At 61.0% G+C, this 21,184-nt stretch carries 18 protein-coding genes; 12 read left to right on the top strand and 6 right to left on the bottom strand.

Going from position 1 to position 21,184, the window contains the following annotated elements:
• Positions 1-113: 113 nt before the first annotated feature.
• Together PMI36_RS26280 and PMI36_RS26275 are read right to left on the bottom strand one after the other, a co-directional pair.
• Positions 114-608, bottom strand: a complete 495-nt coding sequence (locus PMI36_RS26280; protein ID WP_008067925.1) for a hypothetical protein — start codon at positions 606-608, stop codon at positions 114-116.
• A gap of 70 nt (positions 609-678) precedes the next feature.
• On the bottom strand, positions 679-1,455 hold the full coding sequence (locus tag PMI36_RS26275) for a helix-turn-helix domain-containing protein (protein WP_008067926.1): 777 nt from the start codon (positions 1,453-1,455) through the stop codon (positions 679-681).
• A 92-nt stretch (positions 1,456-1,547) separates the two neighbouring features.
• On the opposite strand from PMI36_RS26275, the gene PMI36_RS26270 reads away from it, so the two are divergent.
• Positions 1,548-2,240 (top strand): aspartate/glutamate racemase family protein, encoded by a 693-nt coding sequence (locus PMI36_RS26270; protein WP_008067931.1) that lies wholly within the window; start codon positions 1,548-1,550, stop codon positions 2,238-2,240.
• A gap of 159 nt (positions 2,241-2,399) precedes the next feature.
• On the opposite strand, the gene PMI36_RS26265 is transcribed toward PMI36_RS26270, so the two are convergent.
• The gene (locus PMI36_RS26265; protein WP_008067932.1) at positions 2,400-2,909 is read right to left on the bottom strand and encodes a GNAT family N-acetyltransferase; all 510 of its coding nucleotides are present in this window, start codon (positions 2,907-2,909) and stop codon (positions 2,400-2,402) included.
• Between the two features lie 451 nt (positions 2,910-3,360).
• Here PMI36_RS26265 and PMI36_RS31665 point away from each other — a divergent pair, with 451 nt between their 5' ends.
• Entirely contained in the window at positions 3,361-3,510 is a 150-nt protein-coding gene (locus PMI36_RS31665) for a hypothetical protein (RefSeq protein WP_162830915.1), read from the top strand.
• A gap of 62 nt (positions 3,511-3,572) precedes the next feature.
• Here PMI36_RS31665 and PMI36_RS26260 read toward each other — a convergent pair whose 3' ends face one another.
• A complete protein-coding gene (locus PMI36_RS26260; protein ID WP_008067933.1) occupies positions 3,573-4,550 on the bottom strand; it encodes a LysR family transcriptional regulator in 978 nt (325 codons plus the stop codon).
• A 228-nt stretch (positions 4,551-4,778) separates the two neighbouring features.
• Positions 4,779-5,219 carry a carboxymuconolactone decarboxylase family protein gene (locus PMI36_RS26255; protein WP_008067934.1) on the bottom strand — a complete coding sequence of 147 codons (441 nt, stop codon included), beginning with the start codon at positions 5,217-5,219 and terminating at the stop codon, positions 4,779-4,781.
• Between the two features lie 205 nt (positions 5,220-5,424).
• Here PMI36_RS26255 and pdxR point away from each other — a divergent pair, with 205 nt between their 5' ends.
• From pdxR to PMI36_RS26240, 3 genes are all read left to right on the top strand, one after another.
• Positions 5,425-6,858, top strand: coding sequence for a MocR-like pyridoxine biosynthesis transcription factor PdxR (pdxR, locus tag PMI36_RS26250; RefSeq protein WP_008067935.1), 1,434 nt, complete (start codon positions 5,425-5,427; stop codon positions 6,856-6,858).
• A gap of 123 nt (positions 6,859-6,981) precedes the next feature.
• Positions 6,982-7,275, top strand: a complete 294-nt coding sequence (locus PMI36_RS26245) for an antibiotic biosynthesis monooxygenase family protein (protein ID WP_008010413.1) — start codon at positions 6,982-6,984, stop codon at positions 7,273-7,275.
• A gap of 225 nt (positions 7,276-7,500) precedes the next feature.
• Positions 7,501-7,917, top strand: a complete 417-nt coding sequence (locus PMI36_RS26240) for a cupin domain-containing protein (protein WP_008067936.1) — start codon at positions 7,501-7,503, stop codon at positions 7,915-7,917.
• Between the two features lie 216 nt (positions 7,918-8,133).
• Here the strand turns inward: PMI36_RS26240 and PMI36_RS26235 are convergent, their stop codons facing one another.
• Positions 8,134-13,041, bottom strand: coding sequence for an NAD-glutamate dehydrogenase (locus tag PMI36_RS26235; RefSeq protein WP_008067937.1), 4,908 nt, complete (start codon positions 13,039-13,041; stop codon positions 8,134-8,136).
• A 501-nt stretch (positions 13,042-13,542) separates the two neighbouring features.
• On the opposite strand from PMI36_RS26235, the gene PMI36_RS26230 reads away from it, so the two are divergent.
• The 7 genes from PMI36_RS26230 (at position 13,543) to PMI36_RS26200 (ending at position 21,057) form a co-directional block, all read left to right on the top strand.
• Positions 13,543-13,896, top strand: coding sequence for a hypothetical protein (locus PMI36_RS26230; RefSeq protein WP_008067938.1), 354 nt, complete (start codon positions 13,543-13,545; stop codon positions 13,894-13,896).
• A gap of 294 nt (positions 13,897-14,190) precedes the next feature.
• A complete protein-coding gene (locus PMI36_RS26225) occupies positions 14,191-15,150 on the top strand; it encodes an AAA family ATPase (RefSeq protein WP_008067939.1) in 960 nt (319 codons plus the stop codon).
• A 5-nt stretch (positions 15,151-15,155) separates the two neighbouring features.
• On the top strand, positions 15,156-16,100 hold the full coding sequence (locus tag PMI36_RS26220) for a DUF58 domain-containing protein (RefSeq protein WP_008067941.1): 945 nt from the start codon (positions 15,156-15,158) through the stop codon (positions 16,098-16,100).
• A complete protein-coding gene (locus tag PMI36_RS26215) occupies positions 16,097-16,591 on the top strand; it encodes a DUF4381 domain-containing protein (RefSeq protein WP_007901179.1) in 495 nt (164 codons plus the stop codon). The genes PMI36_RS26220 and PMI36_RS26215 overlap by 4 nt, the downstream gene beginning before the upstream one ends.
• The gene (locus tag PMI36_RS26210; RefSeq protein ID WP_008067942.1) at positions 16,584-17,678 is read left to right on the top strand and encodes a vWA domain-containing protein; all 1,095 of its coding nucleotides are present in this window, start codon (positions 16,584-16,586) and stop codon (positions 17,676-17,678) included. The genes PMI36_RS26215 and PMI36_RS26210 overlap by 8 nt, the downstream gene beginning before the upstream one ends.
• Positions 17,675-19,411: a tetratricopeptide repeat protein gene (locus PMI36_RS26205; protein WP_008067944.1), complete on the top strand. Its 1,737-nt coding sequence runs from the start codon at positions 17,675-17,677 to the stop codon at positions 19,409-19,411. The genes PMI36_RS26210 and PMI36_RS26205 overlap by 4 nt, the downstream gene beginning before the upstream one ends.
• Entirely contained in the window at positions 19,408-21,057 is a 1,650-nt protein-coding gene (locus PMI36_RS26200) for a BatD family protein (protein ID WP_008067946.1), read from the top strand. The genes PMI36_RS26205 and PMI36_RS26200 overlap by 4 nt, the downstream gene beginning before the upstream one ends.
• Positions 21,058-21,184 lie beyond the last annotated feature (127 nt).

Genomic DNA, 21,184 nt, shown 5'->3' on the forward strand with positions numbered 1-21,184 from the left:
GCGGTCTTGCTCGCGAAGGCGGTGTGTCAGGCAACATTGATGCCGACTGACACTCCCTCTTCGCGAGCAAGCCCGCTCCCACAGTGGTTATGTGTTGGTCACCAATAACCCGGTCAGCCACGCTCGCGGGGAATCAGGCTCTGCAGCTGCTGCGCCAGGAAGTTCGCATCGAAGGCAAAGGTGTCCGGGTCTTTCAAGCCATTGGTCTTGCGCCACTGCCAATTGCTGGAGGGCGGCAGGCACACCAGCGAAATGCTGCCATAACGTGCGGCAGTCAAGCCCATCACTGCGAGGGAAATCTGCCCACCCGCGCCCATCACGTCCGGCACGAACTCCACCGGTTTCCCGGCGATCACAATGGACAATTTCTCGGTTTTGAATGTCGACGTCTCAAGCGGCACGCTCGGCCCGGACGCGACATACGCCTCGCGGCTCACTTCCAGCAGATTCGGCGCCAAGACCGGGGCCAGCCACTGCTGGATCTGATCGAACAACTCACCAATGCGCGTCGCCCACACGGCCGATTGCGACTCAAACAGTTGCTTCTTGTGCGCTTCGCTATCTGCATAGTGGCGAAGCATCTCGCCCAGTTGCTGTACATCGTCCATTGCGGTGTTCCTTTGGTTGAAGCGTTGCTGCGGACTTTGAGCATGGCAGATGCGCGCCACAGGCGTACGACTAAAAGCGTGAACGGTATTGGCGAGGGGTCATGCCCAGGTGCTTGCGAAAGGCACTGCCCATGTGCGACTGATGGGCGAAACCGGCATCCAGAGCGATACAGGCCAAGGACAGATCAGTGCATTCGATCATCCTTCGTGCCGCCTGAAGGCGCATTTCAATGAGGTAAGCGTGGGGTGTCAGGCCGATAGCCTGGGTGAAGTCGCGCAGAAAGCGCAGCTCGTTTTGCCCATAGGTGGCGGCCAATTGTTCCAGCGTCAGAGGCTGCTGGAACTGCTCGCTGATCTGCTCCATGACGCGGGCGAAGGCCCGGGGCGCGGCACGCTCCGTGATATCGGCTTTCCAATTCGCGACACCAACCAGCGCCACGGCACATTGCTCAAGCGCCAGTAAATCGGGCTGCGTGGCGAGCAACTGACGCCGTACTTCTTGTGCCAGAGACAACGCTCGTCGATTGCCGCAAGACTGCACGCGGTGGGCGACGGAGGGTAACTGTTCGCTGGCGAACTGCTCGTCCAACTGCATCAGCAGATACTCACCACCGGTGGCTGATTCGGAAAACACCTCCACGCCGATAGGCGTATAAGCCAATACACCCGCAAAGGTATCAAAATCTGTCCGTCGGTCAGAATCGATCGCATGCACGCCTTGCTGACGTTCCAGTGTCACCCCTAGCGTTTTTGACTGTGCCGGATCGCGCGCGCTGTAGGCCGCACGAGGCAAGAGTTGCAGGCAGATTTTGCCACCCGGCAGGCGCTGGCTCAGCACACTGGGCATGTGAAATTTCCTGATAGATCGCCATGAAGACCCACGGGATACTCTCGAATAAAGAGCACCCTCGCAAGGGTTTGCCATTACAGGAGCACAACATGCGCACCATCGGCCTTATCGGCGGCATGAGCTGGGAGTCCAGCGCCGAGTATTACCGTCTCATCAACCAGCAGGTACGTGATCGCCTCGGGCCGTTGCGCTCGGCGAAACTGTTGATGTACAGCGTCGACTTCGGCCCGCTCGAACAGGCCCAGCATGCCGGGCGCTGGGACGACGCGGCGGAGATTCTGGTGGATGCGGCCCGCCGTCTGCAGGCGGGTGGCGCCGAGTGCGTGGTGCTGTGTACCAACACCATGCACAAGGTGGCCGGGCAGATTCAGGTCGCCATCGATATTCCGTTCCTGCACATTGCCGATCCGGCTGGTCAAGCGGCATTGGACGCCGGTGCGCTGCGGGTGGGTTTGCTGGGTACTGCGTTCACCATGGAGCAGGACTTTATCAAGACACGTCTGACGGCTAAGGGCCTGACGGTGCTGGTACCGGAGGCTGATGAACGTCTGGCCGTGCACCGGATTATCTATGACGAGTTGTGCGTCGGGGTAATCAGCGAGGCGTCACGTCAGGTCTATCAACGGGTGATCGAGTCGCTGACCGAACGCGGCGCCCAGGCGATCATCCTCGGCTGTACCGAAATCGGCCTGCTGATCAAACCCGAGCACAGCGCCCTGCCCTTGCTCGACACCACCGAACTGCATGCGCAGGCGGCGGTGGCGTTTGCTTTGGGTGACTGACTCAATCGGCTTTGGCCTAATGCCGGTCAGTCAAGAAATATGAGCGACGAATATCCTGTGGGAGCGTGGCTTGCCCGCGAAGAATGCACCGCGGTTTTTCAGGCATTACGCGTCATCGTTCTTCGCGGGCAAGCCGCGCTCCCACAGGATTTTTTTGACTTACCGGCGACGCAGGCGCGCCATGCTCAGGGTATCGACCAGCCGACCGTCACGCACGGCGTAATCGCGAAACAGGCCTTCGGTCTCGAAACCGAATTTGCGGTACAGGCCGATGGCCGCTTCGTTGTCGGCGTACACCGAAAGTTCTACCCGTTGCAGGTTCATCCAGTTGTCGGCGACGTCCAGCGCTGCCGCCAGCAGTTTCGAGCCGACACCCTTGCCCTGCCACGCCACAGCGACACCCATGCCAAAGCTACCGGCGTGGCTGCGGCGGATCCGCGAAAACTGCTCCAGGCCAATATTGCCGATGACCGATCCCTGGTGCAGCGCCACCAGTTTCACCGCCCGCTCGTTGTCCGCCATCAGGCGTTGGCGCCAGACCTCGCTGGACTGAAACGGCATTTGCAGCACCTGCCGGGCCACGGCGGGGTCGTTGTAGAGCGCGGTGATGCCCTCGATGTGGGATTCGCTGAAGCGTTCGAGGTGAATGGCGGGGTCGTGGTCGGGCATGGTGGTGTTCGTCCTTGATCGATGTGTGACCGGTCACTCTAAACCGCGATCCCCATGTGTGACGAGATCAAAATGTGGGAGCGGAGATTCGGGCGCGGGCCTGACGAAAGCAAAGTCAAAAGATCGCAGCCTTCGCCAGCTCCTGCATTGATCGTGTGTACCCGTCATTCAGCGGGTGTACCCAATCTCTGTAGGAGCTGCCGAAGGCTGCGATCTTTTGCTCTTGATGGCAGGCTGTGGCGGTGTTTTTTGTCCCTTGCCGGTTGCCCGGATGCGTGCTGCATACAGAGCGGCATGGCTAGACCGTTGAAGCGACAACCACCTGCTAGAGTAAAAAGCATACCAATCGACTATCCAGCACCGGAGTCATGCACCGCCACCTCGATTTTTGACTTGAGAAACGACGTTATTGGCCGGACTGAATGTCACCTTCGGAAATGAGGAAATTTCTATGAAAGGTTTGCTTCGCGCCGCAGGATTCAGCCTGATGGCGTTTTTCGCAAGTTGTGGTGTTGGGGCTCAGACAGTGCACGGTCATGCTGCGCCGCCTGCTTTCACCGCCGCACCGGCCGATATCCAAGCGGATAGCCAAAGAAATTGATCGTTCTCATGTTCCACGGAGGGCTTGGGGACGAGCTTGCTCGCTCCCACATTAGTTAGCCGTCAACTCTCGAACCACTCCCGCCGCTCGCTGAAGGTGTTGTGGATCAGTTCGACGATCCCCTGCACCTCAGTCTCATTCCGGGACTCGGCATTGACCGCCATCCACACCTGGCGCTGCATCGGTTGCTTGAAGAGCCCGGGTAACGCCACCAGCCCCCGGTCGAATTGGCTCATGTAGTGCGGTAGCAAACCGATGCAGGCGCTGCAGCGGATCATCTCAAGCATCAGCTCATAGGAATGCAGCTGCACCACGCCCGCCAGACGCTGCTCCACCAGACTGTTCCACGGGCCAAAAGCGGCGATATGGCGGTCGTACTGCCATTGCACCAGCATGAAATCGGCCAGGTCAGCCAGGCTGTCCGGCCGCGCCGCGACCCGTGAATACCGTTTGGCGATGTGAGGCAGATAGTCCAGCCGTGCCAGACGTTGGGGCTCGCTGACGGCAAAACTGGGGCCTGGCAACGGCGAATCGGGGCCCGCCAGCCATACCACCACATCGGCGCTGATCGCTCGCAGGGCCAGTTCGCTGTCCAGGGAAATGATGTCCAGGCGCACACTGGCGTTGCGCCGCAGCAGCGAGACCAGATCACGGCCGAGGATGTCGTGCAGGATCGACTCGGCGACGGCCAGGCGAATCAAGGGCTGTTCGATCACGGGCAAGTCGCGTTCGCGGGCCAGGGCAATCAACTGCGCTTGAAGCCGCAAGCCGTCACGACTGAGTGCAAAGCCATTGCTCGAGTGGCTGAACAGCGAACGCCGCAGTTGCGCTTCAAGTTGTGCCAGTTGTTTACGCAATTGGGTCGATTTGATGTTGAGGCTGCGGGCCGCTTGCATGAAACAACCGCAACGGGCGCAGACCCGGAAAGACTGCACCAGCACCGGATCGATTCCGGCCAGTGAGTGTAAGGATTGGTTTTGTTCTACGGGCCAACGGTACTCGGTCACACCCTGACGATCAGTGGGTTCCATGAATGACATTGATCACTCCCTGTCGATCTGTCCTTGAGCGTTTTATCCTGCTGACTGTTTATGAACCTGATGTGACAACCGGGCAAAAACCGGATCAAATCGCCTGATGTCGGCCAGTCACGGTACGGAACCTGTGGGAGCGGGCTTGCTCGCGAAAGCGGTGTGTCAGGCGACATCAATGTGGACTGTGCCGCCGTCTTCGCGAGCAAGCCCGCTCCCACAGGGTTTGCGCTTGAATCAACCGCAGGGCGTTTGCCGAAAGCTTACCGCCAGGCGATTCCAGCTGTTGATGGTGCTGACGGCCACGGTCAGGTCGACCAGTTCGCCTTCGCTGAACTGCTCCCGGGCCAGGGCGTAAACGTCATCCGGCACATGGCTTTGCGAGAGCAGGGTTACCGCTTCGGTCCAGGCCAGGGCGGCTCGCTCCCGAGGGTTGAAGAAGTTGCTGTCGCGCCAGACCACGATCGCGTACAACCGGCGATCGCTCTCACCGAAGCGGCGTGCGTCCACGCAATGCATGTCGGTGCAGAAGGCGCAGCCATTGAGCTGCGAGGCGCGGATTTTGATCAGGTTCAACAAAGCCGGTTCGATGCTCAGGTCGCGGGCCAAGGCCTCCATGGCGATCATGGCTTTCATCGCTTTGGGCGATGCGCTGTAGTAATCCAGACGGGAGTTCATGGCGCGACCTCGTGGATCGGATAGGTGACTCCAAGGTAGAGGCTGATCCCCGAGCGTCACAGGTCCAATTCGTCGAAAAAACCATGGACCGCCCGGCAGCAGGCCAATCGCAGCTTTTTCGCCCACGCAACTTCTGCGCGGCCGTTCATGCGGGTAATCTGGCGCGACGCACAGTCGCCTCAACCGCCCAGGGAGCCTCGCCGGTATGGAACTTCATGTTGTCATCAACGGCCGCAAGGACCTGGCAGGCCAGTTGTACCGGCAACTGCGCGACGCCATTGAATCCGGTCGCCTGACAGCCGGGACGCAGCTGCCGCCCAGCCGCTTGCTGGCCGAACAACTGGGGATTTCGCGCAAGACCATTTCCGACACGTATGCGCAACTGACCTATGAGAACTTCCTCACCGGGGTGATCGGCAAAGGCACTTACGTCAATGCCCGGGCGGCGAAAATCGTCCACAAGCAGAGCCACTCGGAGCTGGCCAGCTTTGATGTCATCGAACGCTGGCGCAACCTGCCGACGTTCTTGCGCCACCCGACGCTGGAAGGCTCGTTGCGTTATGAGTTCATTGGTGGCGCCACCAGCAAGGGCCAGTTTCCGCAGGACGATTGGCGCCGCTGCACCTCCCATGCCTTGCGCCAGATGGCCGGTTCCAAAGGTTTCTACAGCCAGCCCGAAGGCCTGCCGGCGCTGCGCAATGCCATCGCACGGCACATCGCGTTTTCGCGCGGGGTCAACTGTCAGGACGAAGACGTGGTGGTGTGCAACGGCGCGCAACAGGCGCTGGACCTGATTTCCCGGGTGCTGACCCAACCGGGCAGCCTCGTCGCCATGGAAGACCCCGGCTACCCGCCGGCGCGCCTGTTGTTCGGGAGCCATGGCGCAACGGTGGTCGGCGTGCCGGTGGATGCGCAAGGCATTCAGGTCGAGCATATTCCCGATGGTACCCGGCTGATTTACGTCACCCCGTCCCACCAGTTCCCCTTGGGCATGCCCTTGAGCCAGGCCCGCCGGGAAGCCCTGCTCGCAAGGGCCTATGAGCTGGGGGCGATCATCATCGAAGACGATTACGACAGCGAATTCCGCTACGAAGGCCGGCCCACCGACTCGCTGCAAAGCCTGGATGAGCGCGGCATCGTCGCCTACGTCGGCACTTTCTCGAAGACCCTGTTGCCGGAGTTGCGGCTCGGTTACGCGATTTTGCCACCGGCGATCCTCGAAGCGGTGATCCGCGCCAAGCAGCTCACCGACCTGCATACCTCCACCCTGCCCCAATGGGCGCTCGCCAAGTTCATCGCCGAGGGCTGTCTGCTCAAGCACATCCGGCGCTGCCATACGATTTACGCCGGGCGCCGTGAACGGATCCTGGCGCGCATGGCGGGCGACCTTTCGCCGTGGTTCGAAGCGGTGCCGACCACTGCCGGGTTCCACATGGCGGTGCTGTGCAAGGTGCCGGTCGATATTCCATTGGTGATCGAATTGGCAAAAAAAGTCGAAGTGGGGCTCTATGCCCTGGACAGCTTCTTTTACCAGCAAGCGCCGCGGGCCGGGCTTTTCCTGGGGTTCGGCGCGATCGAAACCCTGGACATCGACATCGCCCTGGACCGTTTGCGGGACATTTTGCAGCAGCTCGGTTGAGGGATTGGTCTGCGGCTTTATCTGGCGATTGGCTATTGGCGGTCTGGGGGTGCAGGCCTATCCTGATTGGGCGTTATCCCTCAATGAGCAGGATTCGTCCAGCCTGATTCAGGAGTGTGAGCAATGTCCAACGAAGTGATCAACACCGTAAAGGTGCAGGCTGCCGCCGGCCGCTCGGACGAACTGGGTAAGCAACTGCAAAAGATTGTCGACACCCTGCGCGAACTTCCGGGCTGTGACTCCTATATGGTCGACCGCTGCCCCGAGGACGACACCCGCTGGACAGTCAGCGCCCGCTGGCAATCGGAAGCGGCCATGCAATCGCATTTCAACTGCCCCGAAGTGCAAGGCTTTATCGGCCTGATCGACAGCCGACTGGCCAATGCCGTCGACTTCAACAGCTTTCCAATCGTCTAAAACAAGATCAAAAGATCGCAGCGTTCCGCAGCTCCTACAGAATTTGCGTCCGCCCGATGTTTCAAGGGTGTACGCGATTCCAATGTAGGAGCTGCGGAACGCTGCGATCTTTTGATTTTGACGTTCTTGATTGGCCCCCTCACCTTCCCGAAAATTGGCCGTTTGATTGCCCGATAGCGCGGCTTACTGTGGTCCCTGACGACTCACCACCTCAGGTAATCAACCATGAAAACGCTTTGTTTTTTTGCCGCGCCTCTCGCCGCCCTGACGCTGAGCATTTCAGCCCTGACATTCGCCCACGAAACCGCTCCTTCAGAAAAAGTCACCGTCCTGCAGGACCAGATGCTGAAGAACGCACCCGGCAAAAAAGCCTTGATGATCGAAGTCGATTACGAGCCGGGCCAATCGTCCATCGCCCATAAACACCAGGGCACGGCCATGGCCTATGTGCTTTCGGGGGCGATCATCTCTCAAGTCAAAGGCGAAAAAGCGATCAGCTACAAGGCGGGCGATTACTGGTATGAACCGGCTGGCTCTGAACATCTGGTCTCGAAAAACGCCAGCGCTACCCAACCCGCCAAACTGTTGGTGTTCATGGTGTTGGCCCCGGATGAGAAAGTGTTGATTCCTTTGGAAAACTGATCGCTGCACATAGAAAGGCCTCGGTGCGGCTGATGGCCTCTTCGCGGGCAAGCCTCGCTCCTACAGGTTTTGTGTGGAACGCCGACTTTGTGGACACCTGCAATCCCTGCAGGAGCGAGGCTTGCCCGCGAAGAGGCCCGACCAGACACCACAAAACCTTCAGACAAAAAAAAGCCCCATCTCTTTCGAGACGGGGCTTTCTTCATTCAGCGCCTATCAGGCAGCCGGCTCCAGCTCGGCGTCCGCACTGCTAGTGACAGCAGCAGGCACCACCGCTTGACCGCTCAACGCCAGGTCTAGCAGTTCGCGGTTGGCCACCGCGTACATGGCGTAGTCGGTGCCGCTGGCGGCACGGATTTCCACCAGCATGGCGCGCCAGCGTTCGATCATGCCTTCGTGCTCTTCCATCCACAGCGCCAGGCGTGTTTCCACGTCCTGGGTGCCGTCGCCCTGTTGCAGAACGGAAATGGTGATCGCACGTTGTTGCCAATCGACGTCATCACGGAACGCTTCACGGGCCAGGGCCTGCCAGTTGTTTTCAACCGGCAGAGCGCTGATCTGTTGCAGGTACCAGGTGATGTCCAGCGCACTGCCCACGGCGAAGTAGGCCTTGGCCACGTCCGCTGCGTTCTGGCCGGTCACATCCGAAGCTTCGATGATCGGCAGCAAGGTGTACAGGTGAGTGGTGCCTGCAACCATGCGCGCCAGCAACTCAGGCACGCCAGCAGCGACGTAAGCCTGGTAGCGGGTCTGCCAGCCTTCGCGGGTCGGGCCTTCCAGCAGTTCGTCGAGCTTGAGGCCCAACGCCGCCAGGTGCGGACCGAAGTGCGCGACGTCACGGGCAGCGTTCTGCTCGTTGCGACGGCTGCGCAGGAACCAGCGCGTAGCGCGGCGACCCAGACGCATCAGCTCGTCCATCAGCTCCAGTTGTACGTCGGCCGATACCTGATAATCCAGGGCTTCGATCTGACGGAACCAGTGCGGGAGGTGGAAGATGTCACGCACGATCACATATGCACCGGCCACGTTCGCCGGGCTCATGCCGGTCGACTCTTTGAGTCGTTGAACGAAGGTGATGCCCATGTGGTTCACCAGATCGTTGGCGATCTGGGTGCTGACGATTTCACGCTTCAGACGGTGACGGCGCATGGCAGCGGAGAACTTGCTCACCAGTGTCGGCGGGAAAGCGGTTTCCATGTCGCGGGTCAGGTAGTCGTCGTCCGGCACCAGGGAGTTGAGCAGCGCTTCCTTGAGGTCGATCTTGCTGTAGGAGATCAGCACCGACAGCTCGGCACGGGTCAGGCCATGGCCTTCCGCGAGGCGTTCGTTGATCGCTTCTTCGGCCGGCAGGAACTCGATGGCGCGATCCAGCTTGCCGCGGCCTTCCAGGTCGTTCATCAGACGTTTGTATTCGGCAATCCGCACGAAGGCACGACGTGCCGCCAGGGACAGGGCCTGAGTCTGCTTGTAGTTGTTACCAAGCACCAGGTTGCCGACTTCGTCGGTCATGCTCGCCAGCAACTGGTTACGTTGCTTGTCGGTCATGTCACCGGCGTGCACGACTTCGTTCAGCAGGATCTTGATGTTCACTTCGTGGTCGGAGCAGTCCACACCACCGGCGTTGTCGATGAAGTCGGTGTTGGAACCGCCGCCATTGAGGCCGAATTCGACACGACCCAGCTGAGTCATACCGAGGTTACCGCCCTCACCCACGACTTTGCAGCGCAGTTCGTTGCCGTTCACGCGCAGTGCATCGTTGGCCTTGTCGCCGACATCGGCGTGGCTTTCGGTGCTGGCTTTGACGTAGGTACCGATACCGCCGTTCCACAACAGGTCTACCGGTGCCTTGAGCAAGGCATTCAGCAGTTCGGTCGGGGTCAGCTTGTCAGCCTGAATGTCGAAACGCTCTTTCATCTGCGGGGAAATCGCGATGCTTTTTGCGCTGCGCGAGAAGATCCCGCCGCCTTCGGACATAATACTGGTGTCGTAGTCCGACCACGCCGAACGCGGCAAGTCGAACAGACGCTGACGCTCGGCGAAGCTGTTGGCTGGCTCCGGGTTCGGGTCAATGAAGATGTGCAAGTGGTTGAAAGCAGCGACCAGTTGCAGCTTGTCGGACATCAGCAAGCCGTTACCGAACACGTCACCGGCCATGTCGCCGACGCCCACCACAGTGATGCTGTCTTCCTGGACATTGATGCCGCGCTCGCGGAAGTGGCGTTGTACGCCAACCCACGCGCCCTTGGCGGTAATGCCCATTTTCTTGTGGTCGTAACCAGCCGAGCCACCGGACGCAAAGGCGTCGCCGAGCCAGAAGCCGTAGTCGATGGCGATGCCGTTGGCGATGTCGGAGAAGGTTGCAGTGCCCTTGTCCGCCGCCACCACCAGGTACGGGTCATCGTCGTCATGACGCACGACGTTGGCCGGCGGTACCAGTGCGCCGTCTTTCAGGTTGTCGGTGATGTCCAACAGGCCCGAGATGAAGATGCGGTAGCAGGCGATGCCCTCGGCCGCGATCTCGTCACGGCTGCCGCCCAGTGGCAGGCGACGCGGCAGGAAGCCACCCTTCGCACCCACCGGCACGATGACCGAGTTCTTCACTTGCTGGGCTTTTACCAGGCCCAGGACTTCGGTGCGGAAGTCTTCTTCACGGTCGGACCAGCGCAGACCACCGCGAGCAACATTGCCGAAGCGCAGGTGCACGCCTTCAACGCGAGGCGAGTAAACGAAGATTTCGAACTTCGGTACCGGCTTCGGCAGCTCTGGAATCTGGTGCGGGTTGAACTTGAAGCTGAAGTAGGACTTGTTCTGACCGTGGGTATCAGTCTGGTAGAAGTTGGTCCGCAGGGTCGCTTTGATCAGGTCCAGGTAACGACGCAGGATGCGGTCTTCGTTGAGCACCTGAACATCGTCCAGTGCTGCCAGAATCGCGTGTTCCAGGCGTTGCTGCTTGTCTTCCAGATCATCGCTGGCAAGCTTGCGTGCCAGGTAGAAACGGGTCTTGAACAACCGGGTCAATTCACGAGCGATGTCGGTGTGGTTGTTCAGGGTGCTGGCGATGTAACCCAGGTCGAAGCCCAGACGGATCTGCTTCATGTAACGAGCGTAGGCACGCAGCAGCGCCACATCGCGCCATGGCAGGCCGGCGGTCAGCACCAGGCGGTTGAAGGCATCGTTCTCGGCATCGCCACGCACGATGTGGACGAAAGCGTCCTGCAAGGTGTCGTTGAGTTGCTGGATGTCGAGTTCCAGGCCTTCAGCGGCGGTGAACGCGAAGTCGTGAATCCAGAATTCGCGGCCGCTGTTGTGGCGCAGGCGATATGGGAATTCACCCAGCACGCGCAGGCCAAGGTTTTCCAGGATCGGCAACACGTCGGACAACGCCAGCGGCGTATCGGCGTGATACAGCTTGCAGTGCAGCATGCGCTGACCGGAGACCTGGGCCAGCGGCTGATAGAAACTCATCACCAGCGGATTTTTTTCGCTCAGGCTCAGCAGGTGCTGCATGTCGACTACAGCCGAGTGGGCTGCGAAACGCTCGCGGTAACCGGCCGGGAAGCCTTTCGGGAAGTCGGCCAGCACGTTGGTGCCCTGGGCTTCGCCGAAGCTCTCGACCACCAGGCTCGCGTAATCGTCCTGCCAGCTGCGGCAGGCCTGTACCACTTCTTTTTCCAGCAGAACCGGGTCGATGTCCAGACGGTTCTTCGGATCGACCCGCAGAATCAGTTGCACGCGGGCCAGCACGGACTCGGAGAAGAAGGTCCAGAACTCGCAGTCCGAGGCTTTCAGGCGATCCATCAGCACTTGCTGGATCTTCTGGCGCACTTCGGTGGAGTAGATGTCGCGCGGCACGTAGGCCAGGCAGTAGCAGAAACGGCCGTACGGGTCTTTGCGCAGGAACACGCGGATCTTGTTGCGTTCCTGGATCTGCACGATCGACATCACGGTGGTGAACAGCTCGTCCACCGGGGTCTGGAACAAGTCGTCGCGTGGCAACACTTCAAGCACCTGGGCCAATTCCTTGCCCAAGTGAGCCTTGGCCTGGAAGCCCGAACGCTGTTCGATGATCTCGACCTTGCGACGGATGTAAGGAATGACCCGCACGCTTTCGCCATACACCGAGGAGGTGTACAGGCCCATGAAGCGGCATTCCTTGATGACTTTGCCGTTGGCATCGATCTGGCGGATCGACACGTAATCCGGGTAAGCCGGACGGTGGACACGGCTTGGGTGTGCAGCCTTGGCGAACGACAGCGGCGTCGGTTCGCGCAGGTAGTTAACGGCGTAGTCTTCGATGCGCAGATCGTCGACGGTCAGGCCGGCACGCAGCAGTTTGGTCAGGCCGAGGAACGAATTCTGGTCATATTCGATGTGACCGCCGTTCTGATCCTCGCCCACCACGAACTCTTCGTAGCCCAGGAAGGTGAAGTGGTTGCCCACCAGCCATTCCAGGAAGCTCTTGATTTCGGACTTTTCGTCGGCGTTGATGATGAACTGGCTGTTGTCGATGCCTTCGATCAGCTCCTGGACCTTGGCTTTCATCGGTTCGAAATCGGCGACCGCGACGCGGACTTCACCGAGAACCTGCTCCAGCTCTTTGGTCAGGACGTTCAGTTCGGCTGTGTTGGCGCAACGGTCGATTTCCAGGTACATCAGCGATTCTTGCAGAATGCCTTCACCCTGGGTGCCCTTCGGCAGGATTTCCAGCAGCTCGCCCTTGCTGCCGCGACGCACGCTCAGCACAGTGGTTTGCAGGGTATGAATGCTGTAGCCGCGACGGTTCAGCTCGGTGCGCACCGAGTCCACCAGGAACGGCAGATCGTGGTGCAGCACTTCGACCGCGGTGTGGGTCGACTGCCAGCCGTGGCGTTCGTAATCAGGGTTGTAGACGCGCACTTGCGGATGCGCGTGATCGAAGCGCTCAAGCAGGCGCCACGCAGAAAGGGTGCAGCCGGCGAGGTCGGACAACCGACGCTGGGTCAGCTCGTCCAGGGAAATAATGCCGAAGAATTGTTCAGCGAACAGCGCCACTTGTGGCAGTGCCTGTTCACTGATGTGCTGCGCCAGTGCCGCTTGCAGTTGGTGCTGGAAGTCGGCTTTGCTGGCTGCGGTGAAGAACGCCATCTGTGGTACTCCGCTTGGGCTTGTTATTGATGGAAGCGTCGCGTGCAAACCCCTTTCGGGGCAATCCGTCACCCTGTTCCTGATTCTCGGGCAGAGGAAACAGGATGACAGGTGGGTGAAGCTGGACGAGACACTCAGGTCACATTCACCTTCCAAGAATGGGCATCTGCAAAAACGACTGCCAAGGCAACAGGCAATGCCTTTACGGGTGCTCATCCGTTGCGCAGCTTAACGACTGCGGCAAGGGCCATGCTTGCAGCGCTGCGACATATTCGGTCAACGGTACGCAGCGCGCGGCAGGTGCCCTGAACAACACTAGCAGCCGTGAAGCAAAATGGGCGTTTTATGCCCGGTTTTACGGTACATGCGTGCCAAAAATGACCAGTAACACCCCGAATGTTCACGACACATCTTCTGACACTCAGCCGAGCAGAAATTCCCCGGGGCTGGCAGAATTGCCTTTTGTTACGTTCACCACGCTCGCCGAGCCAGGATTTTCCCATGCAAATGACAACTGACCTCTTGATCGTCAACCCGTGCGACGAAGAAGAAGACAACTTGGCCATGCTCTGCTGCAACAGCGCCGAGGGCGAAATGTTCCTGATGAGCCGCTTTCCGGACGAGGATGAGCTGGAGATCATCTTCCATGACAAGCCTTCGGCCCTCAACGGTGTGAAAGTCACCCTCAGCCCTGACCGCCTGCTGATCGAAATCGCCGCCGCGGACGCCGATGTGCTCGATGGCGAAGATTCGCTGGAAATCCTGCATAGCACCGATGCGCAGGACCTGGCTGAGGTGGAAGAAACCTTGCAGAACATCCTCAAGGGGACTGGTACCTATATAAGTGAGCTCTGAGCCTCGCAATCTCAGTGCCTGAACGGACGCCTTCGCGAGCAAGCCCGCTCCCACATTCGATTGCATTTTTCCTGGAAGAACGCGGTTAACTGTGGGAGCGGGCTTGCTCGCGAAGAGGCCAGCCAAATCACCACCCTGCCCCTTGTCTACAAAATTCCAACAATTTAGCCCATCAATTCCCGCACTTTGCACAAAATGCCGTTGGTCGCCGCCCCCCGCGATGGATTAAAGTAACGCCCCCAGCCCTGGCGTTATTCGAACGTCTTCGGTCACCCTTTCCAGGAACAGTCATCGATGGAACATCGTGAAGCGCTACTCGCGCTGCGAACCTTTCTTTCAACGCAGATTCTCGGCCAGGAAAAACTCATCGAGCGCTTGCTCATCGCCTTGCTCGCCGACGGCCACATGCTGGTCGAGGGCGCCCCGGGCCTGGCCAAGACCAAGGCCATCAAAGAGCTCGCCGAAGGCATCGAAGCACAGTTCCATCGCATCCAGTTCACCCCCGACCTGCTGCCGGCCGACATCACCGGCACGGAAATCTATCGCCCGGAAACCGGCAGTTTCGTGTTCCAGCAAGGCCCGATCTTCCACAATCTGGTGTTGGCGGACGAAATCAACCGTGCCCCGGCCAAGGTTCAGTCGGCCCTGCTTGAAGCCATGGGCGAACGCCAGGTCAGCGTCGGGCGCAGCACCTACGACCTGTCGCCGCTGTTTCTGGTCATGGCCACGCAAAACCCCATTGAGCAGGAAGGCACCTACCCGCTGCCCGAAGCCCAGCTCGACCGTTTCCTGATGCACGTGAAAATCGGCTTCCCTGACGCCACCGTCGAGCGCCGGATTCTGCAACAGGCCCGCGGTGAAGCGCTGCACGGCGAAACCAAGCCCGAACGCAGGGTCAGCCAGCAGGCGATCTTCGCCGCGCGCAAGGAAATCCTCGGGTTGTACATGGCCGACGCCGTGGAGGAATACCTGGTGCAACTGGTCATGGCCACGCGTATCCCGGCCAAGTTCGACCCGGAAATGGCCGAATGGATCGCCTACGGCGCCAGCCCCCGTGGCTCCATCGCCCTGGACCGTTGCGCCCGGGCCCACGCCTGGCTGGCCGGTCGCGACTTCGTCAGCCCGGAAGACATTCAGGCGGTGCTGTTCGATGTGTTGCGCCACCGCATCATTCTTTCCTTCGAAGCCGAAGCCGCTGGCATCGACCAGGACCGGGTGGTCCAGCGGATTCTCGACGTCGTAGCCGTCGCTTGACCCCGATGAACGCCCTCCTGCCGCCCGAGCCGGGCATCCGTGTCAGCCTTTCCGAGCTGATCCAGATGCGTCATCGCGTGCGCGAAGTGCAGTTGTTTTCCACGCCGAGCCAGCGCAGCCCGCTGATCGGCCTGCACCATTCCAAACTGCGCGGGCGCGGGGTGGACTTCGATCAGGTGCGGGTGTACCAGGCCGGCGATGACGTGCGAAGCATCGACTGGCGCGTCACCGCCCGGACCCAGGAGCCCCACACCAAGCTGTTCCACGAAGAACGCGAGCGGCCGATTTTCATCATGGTCGAACAGAGCCGTCGACTGTTTTTCGGCTCGGGGCTGATGTTCAAATCGGTGCTTGCTGCCCAGGCGGCGAGCCTGATTGGCTGGGCCGCGCTGGGCCATAACGACCGGGTCGGCGGGCTGGTGTTCGGCGACGACGAGCACTACGAGATCAAACCGCGACGCAGCAAGCAAAGCCTGCTGCAATTGCTCAACCGACTGGTGCGGGTCAATCAGTCGCTGCACACCGAACGCGAGCCCGACCGCGACGCCTTCGGCATTGCCCTGCGCCGCGCCCGGGAAGTATTGCGCCCCGGCAGCCTGGTGATCGTGATCTGCGACGAACGCGCCTTGTCCGACAGTGCCGAACAGCAGCTGAGCCTGTTGTCGCGCCATTGCGACCTGTTGCTGCTGCCCGTGTCCGACCCGCTGGATCACGCCCTGCCCGCTGCCGGGCTTTTACGCTTCGCTGAACGGGGCGCACAGCTGGAACTCGACACGTTGAATTTCGACTTGCGCCAGGCTTATCGCGCACAGGCTGAAGCGCGCATCGCCCGCTGGGAGCTGCTGGCGCAAAAGTTGCGGGTATTGCTGATGCCTTTGAGCACCCAAAGCGAAATGGTCGAGCAACTGCGCGAATACCTCAATCCTCAACGTCCGGGGAAAGGTCGATGAGCAGCCTCGATCAACTGCAACCGCTGATTTCCCCGCCACCGATCGGCTTCTGGCCGCCGGCGCCGGGCTGGTGGCTGCTGCTTTTATTGCTGCCATTGATCGGTTTCGGCCTGTGGCAGTTGCGCCGCTTCATCCCGAACAAGCGCCCTATCGTCCGTGCCGAACAACCGCTGGACCCGGTGCGTCTCGCGGCCTTGGCCGAACTCGCCCGGATGCCCAAGCCCTACGACGGCGCCCCGGCCGGTGCCTGGCTGCAGCAACTCAACGGCTTGCTCAAACGCCTGTGTCGCAACCATTACCCCTACAGCCAGAGCCACACCCTTAACGGGCGCAAATGGCTGGCGTTCCTTGATAACCGCTGCCCGGCCGCCGGCCTCACGCGCTGGATGGTGCTGGTGGAAGGCGCCTACAAACCCGAATGCAAACTCGATGACAAGGCCATCGCTGGCCTGACTCAAGCTGTCGACACCTGGATTCGCAAACATGTTTGAGTTCGCCTGGCCGTGGATCTTCGCCCTGCTGCCACTGCCCTGGCTGATGCGGGTGCTGCTGCCGGTGGCCGACAGTGGCGAGCCGGCGCTCAAAGTCAGCTTCCTCAGCGACCTCGAAGGCCTCGCTCGCCGCCGTGCCCGGGCGAACCTGCCAGCGTGGCGTCAGCAAGCACCGTTCATTTTGCTGTGGCTGTTATTGCTGATCGCCGCGGCGCGCCCGCAATGGCTCGGCGAACCCCTGCCGATTGCCGCCAGTGGTCGCGATTTGCTGGTGGCGGTCGACGTGTCCGGCTCGATGGATTTCCCCGACATGCAGTGGCAGGACGAAGACGTCAGCCGACTGACGTTGGTGAAACATTTGCTTGGCGATTTTCTTGAAAGCCGCGACGGCGACCGGGTCGGCTTGATTCTGTTCGGCAGCCAGGCGTATCTGCAAGCGCCGCTGACTTTCGACCGGCACACCGTGCGCGTATGGCTCGACGAAGCGCGGATCGGCATCGCCGGCAAAAACACCGCCATCGGCGACGCCATTGGTCTGGGCCTCAAACGCCTGCGCCAACGCCCGGCACAAAGCCGCGTGCTGATTCTGGTCACCGACGGTGCCAACAATGGTGGTGAAATCGACCCGTTGACCGCCGCACGGCTGGCAGCCAACGAAGGGGTGAAAATCTACCCGATCGGTATTGGTGCCGATCCGGAACAAAGCGGCACCCTGGGATTCCTTGGCATCAACCCGAGCCTGGACCTCGACGAACCGGCTCTGAAAGCCATCGCCCAAGCCACCGGCGGCCAGTACTTCCGCGCCCGCGACGGCGAGGAATTGCAGGCGATCAAGCGCACCCTCGACCAACTGGAACCGGTGACTCAACAACCCACTCAGGCCCGCCCGGCCCAAGCGTTGTATCACTGGCCTTTGGCGATGGCGCTGCTGTTGAGCATGCTGCTGGTGATCCGCGAGCGCTGGCCGGATAACCCGTTGCAACGGCTGTTTACCAAGAAGCTGTTTAACAAAGAGCGGTTTCTGCAAACCCAACTGCCCGACTGGCGTCAGCGGCTTAAACGCCTGCGCCTGCGGAGGCGCCGATGATTGCGCTCTGGCCACACTGGTTCCGCCCCTGGTGGCTGCTGTTGTTGCCGTTGCTGGGCTGGTTGCTCTGGCAACTCTGGCATCGACAGAAACGCGCTGGCCGCTGGCAAATGATTCTGCCGCCGGCCTTCCATGCCGCATTGCTCAGTGGTGGCAGTGGTCGCGAAAGCAAACTGCCATGGGTCGCCTTGGGCCTGGCCTGGGTGCTGACCGTTCTGGCCCTGCTGGGCCCGAGCTGGCAGCGCGTCGAACAAACCAGCCAGAAACCCGCCGACCCGCTGGTGGTGTTGCTTGAGCTGACCCCGGAAATGCTCGCCACCGACAGTGCGCCAAACAGGCTGGAACAAGCCCGGCGCAAGCTGTTCGACCTGCTGCAAAACCGCAGCGACGCGCAGACAGCAATCATTGTCTACGCCGGCAGCGCCCACACCTTGGTGCCGCTGTCGGATGACCTGTCGACCAGCCGCAACCTGGTGGATGCGCTCAAGCCGTCGCTGATGCCCCAAGCCGGTCATCGTGCCGATCTGGCGGTGGCCAAGGCCCTTGCGCTGCTGGATCAGGGCGCACTCGGTCAAGGTCGGATCCTGCTGATCGGTTCGTCGCTGACGGAACAGGAACGCCAAGGGATTCGTCAGGCGCTGGACGACAAGTCCACGCAATTTCTGATGCTGGGTATTGGCACCGCCGAAGGGGCGCCGGTCGCGCAGGACGACGGCAGTTTCCTCAAGGATGACCTGGGCGCCATTCTGGTGCCCCGTCTGGACGGCCCCAGCCTCAAAGCCTTTGCCAACGGCCTGGGCGGACGTTATCGCCAGGCGCGTCTGGACGATGCCGACCTGCGCGGCCTTGGCCTGTTCGATGGGCCACGGGATCTGCGCAACGACGGTCAGACGTTGCGCCTCGACACTTGGGCCGATCAGGGCTATTGGCTGCTACTGCCGCTGTTGTTACTGGCCGCCTGTGCCGGGCGCCGGGGCTGGCTGTTCTGCCTGCCGCTATTGTTCATGCTGCCGCAACCGAGTTACGCCTTCGATTTCGAAGACTTGTGGCTGCGTCCCGACCAGCAAGGCCTGCATTTGCTCAAACAAAAGCGTCCGGCCGAGGCCGCGCAGCATTTCGAAGATCCGCAGTGGCAAGGCGTGGCGCTCTATGAAGCCGGCGACTACAGTGGCGCCGCCCAGCGGTTTACCCAAGGCACCGATGCCCACGCCCACTACAATCGGGGTAACGCCCTCGCCAAAAGCGGTGAGCTGGAAGCAGCGCTGGATGCATACGATCAAGCCCTTGAACGTCAACCGGATCTGCGCCCGGCGCTGACCAACAAGGCATTGGTGGAAAGCCTGCTGAAACAGAAAACCCCAGCGCCGCCCGTCGAGCCGGACAAAACCGCCGATGGCAAAACCGAAAGCATCACCCAGGAACCGCCGCCCGGCAGCGCCACCCAACCCAGCAATGACGAGCCGAAAACCGACGCTGAGCAGACCACACCGGACGCCGGGCAGCCGCCCACGACGCCACCGCAACCGGGCGCCAATGAAGTCCCGGGCAGCGAGTTGGGGGATGAGCAAAGCACCACGCCACCACGACGCCCGGCCAGCGACATGATTGAAGGCGAGCAGCTCCAGGCGCTGGAGCAATGGCTGCGCAAGATCCCGGATGACCCCGGCGAACTGCTCAGACGTAAATTCTGGTACGAACAGCAACAACATCAGGATCAGGAAAAAACTCGATGACCCGCTTCACCGCCTTCTTGCTCGCATTGTTGCCCGCCCTGTTGCTCTGCACCGTTCAGGCCGAGGCTGTGGAGCTGGTCGCCAGCGTCGATCGCAGCCGCCTGAATTCCGGCGAGACGGTCGAACTGACCCTGGAGACCAGCGACGTGACCCAGTTCGGCAAACCCGACCTGTCCCCGCTGGAGCCACTGTTCGAAGTGCGCGGCACCCGCCAGGTCAACCAACTGAACACCCTCAACGGTGACACTCAGGCGACCACCCGCTGGATCATCACCCTGCTGCCCCGGCAAAACGGCAGCGTGGTGATCCCATCGCTGCAACTGGGCGACGTCCAGAGCCAGCCGATTACCGTGCAAGTGATCGAGAGCGAAACCCAGGACAGCAGCAACACACTGGCGCCGGTGTTCATCGAGGCCAGCCTCGACCAGAACAGCGTCTATGTGCAGGCTCAGGCCATCCTGACCTTGCGCATCTACCATTCGGTGTCGCTGTACGACGACAGCAGCCTGACCCCGTTGCAGATTCCCGATGCGCGCATCGAACAGCTGGGCGACTCGCGCACCTACGAGAAAGTCATCAACGGCCTGCGCCATGGCGTGATCGAAATGCGCTACGCGATCTACCCGCAGCACAGCGGTGAATTGATTATTCCGGCGCAGATGTTCAGTGCCACGCCAGTCGATACCCGGCCGTCCCAGGACGCAACACCTCAAGGGCCGAAACCGGGCAAGCAGATGCGCGTCAAATCCGCCGAGATCCCGCTGACGGTCAAGGCCAAACCCGACACGTATCCGGCCGATGTTCCCTGGCTGCCGGCCCGCAGCCTGAGCCTCGGCGAAAGCTGGAGCCCGGAACCGGATCATTTACAGGTCGGCGACTCGCTGACCCGCAGCTTGACCCTGAACGCCGAAGGCCTCGCCAGTTCGCAATTGCCACCGCTGCCCGCCACCGAAATCAATGGCCTGCGGCGCTATCCGGATCAACCGGTGCTGGACAATCAGAGCAGCGAACGCGGCTTGATAGGCAGTCGCGAGGACCGTGAAGCCCTGGTGCCGACCCGCACCGGCAACATTGATTTGCCAAGCGTTGAAGTGGTCTGGTGGAACACCTTCGAGGATCATCTGGAACACAGCAGCCTGCCGGCCCGCACGCTGCAAGTGGCGAGCAACCCGAGCCTGATCGTCGATACCCCGGCGGGCAGCCCACAGGTGATGTCCGGTGCCAACAACGAAGCCCTCTGGTGGAAACTCAGCACCGTGATCCTGGCCTGCACCACCCTGCTGGGCTTCGGCCTGTGGTGGCGCGCCCGCTGGCAACCGGCGATCCTGCGGGCGGCGCAGACCGGCCCAAGCCCACGCACCTTGCTCGACGACCTCAAACGCGCCTGCCAGGCCAACGACTCCCACGCCACTCGCCAGGCCCTCGACGCCTGGGCCCGACAACAACCGGAAACCCTGGCCGACATGGCGGCGCGTTTTGTGCCGCTGTCCGATGCACTGGACGGCCTGAACGGCGCGCTGTACAGCGAAACCGGCCAGTACTGGCAGGGCGAGGATCTCTGGCGCGCGATTCGGGCGATCCCGACGGCCGAGGGGGTTCAAGACCTGGTTGGCGATACCGGGTTGCCGCCGCTGTATCCGAAATAATCATTGCCCCCTGTGGCGAGGGAGCTTGCTCCCGCCGGGCTGCGAAGCGGCCCAAAAACCATATCACTCGTTTCTTCTGACATAACGCATCAGCCATTTTGCGACGGCTGCGCCGCCGAACGGGAGC

The organism is Pseudomonas sp. GM79, from assembly GCF_000282495.1.
GTDB lineage: Bacteria > Pseudomonadota > Gammaproteobacteria > Pseudomonadales > Pseudomonadaceae > Aquipseudomonas.

Excerpts from the sequence above, each read along its gene's own strand:
- PMI36_RS26200 (WP_008067946.1), top strand. The coding sequence starts at position 19,408 with ATGACCCGCTTCACCGCCTTCTTGCTCGCATTGTTGCCCGCCCTGTTG.
- PMI36_RS26240 (WP_008067936.1), top strand. The coding sequence starts at position 7,501 with ATGAAAACGCTTTGTTTTTTTGCCGCGCCTCTCGCCGCCCTGACGCTG.
- PMI36_RS26260 (WP_008067933.1), bottom strand. The coding sequence starts at position 4,550 with ATGTCATTCATGGAACCCACTGATCGTCAGGGTGTGACCGAGTACCGT.
- PMI36_RS26225 (WP_008067939.1), top strand. The coding sequence starts at position 14,191 with ATGGAACATCGTGAAGCGCTACTCGCGCTGCGAACCTTTCTTTCAACG.
- PMI36_RS26270 (WP_008067931.1), top strand. The coding sequence starts at position 1,548 with ATGCGCACCATCGGCCTTATCGGCGGCATGAGCTGGGAGTCCAGCGCC.
- PMI36_RS26205 (WP_008067944.1), top strand. The coding sequence starts at position 17,675 with ATGATTGCGCTCTGGCCACACTGGTTCCGCCCCTGGTGGCTGCTGTTG.
- PMI36_RS26255 (WP_008067934.1), bottom strand. The coding sequence starts at position 5,219 with ATGAACTCCCGTCTGGATTACTACAGCGCATCGCCCAAAGCGATGAAA.
- pdxR (WP_008067935.1), top strand. The coding sequence starts at position 5,425 with ATGGAACTTCATGTTGTCATCAACGGCCGCAAGGACCTGGCAGGCCAG.
- PMI36_RS31665 (WP_162830915.1), top strand. The coding sequence starts at position 3,361 with ATGAAAGGTTTGCTTCGCGCCGCAGGATTCAGCCTGATGGCGTTTTTC.
- PMI36_RS26265 (WP_008067932.1), bottom strand. The coding sequence starts at position 2,909 with ATGCCCGACCACGACCCCGCCATTCACCTCGAACGCTTCAGCGAATCC.
- PMI36_RS26245 (WP_008010413.1), top strand. The coding sequence starts at position 6,982 with ATGTCCAACGAAGTGATCAACACCGTAAAGGTGCAGGCTGCCGCCGGC.
- PMI36_RS26210 (WP_008067942.1), top strand. The coding sequence starts at position 16,584 with ATGTTTGAGTTCGCCTGGCCGTGGATCTTCGCCCTGCTGCCACTGCCC.
- PMI36_RS26220 (WP_008067941.1), top strand. The coding sequence starts at position 15,156 with ATGAACGCCCTCCTGCCGCCCGAGCCGGGCATCCGTGTCAGCCTTTCC.
- PMI36_RS26215 (WP_007901179.1), top strand. The coding sequence starts at position 16,097 with ATGAGCAGCCTCGATCAACTGCAACCGCTGATTTCCCCGCCACCGATC.
- PMI36_RS26280 (WP_008067925.1), bottom strand. The coding sequence starts at position 608 with ATGGACGATGTACAGCAACTGGGCGAGATGCTTCGCCACTATGCAGAT.
- PMI36_RS26275 (WP_008067926.1), bottom strand. The coding sequence starts at position 1,455 with ATGCCCAGTGTGCTGAGCCAGCGCCTGCCGGGTGGCAAAATCTGCCTG.
- PMI36_RS26235 (WP_008067937.1), bottom strand. The coding sequence starts at position 13,041 with ATGGCGTTCTTCACCGCAGCCAGCAAAGCCGACTTCCAGCACCAACTG.
- PMI36_RS26230 (WP_008067938.1), top strand. The coding sequence starts at position 13,543 with ATGCAAATGACAACTGACCTCTTGATCGTCAACCCGTGCGACGAAGAA.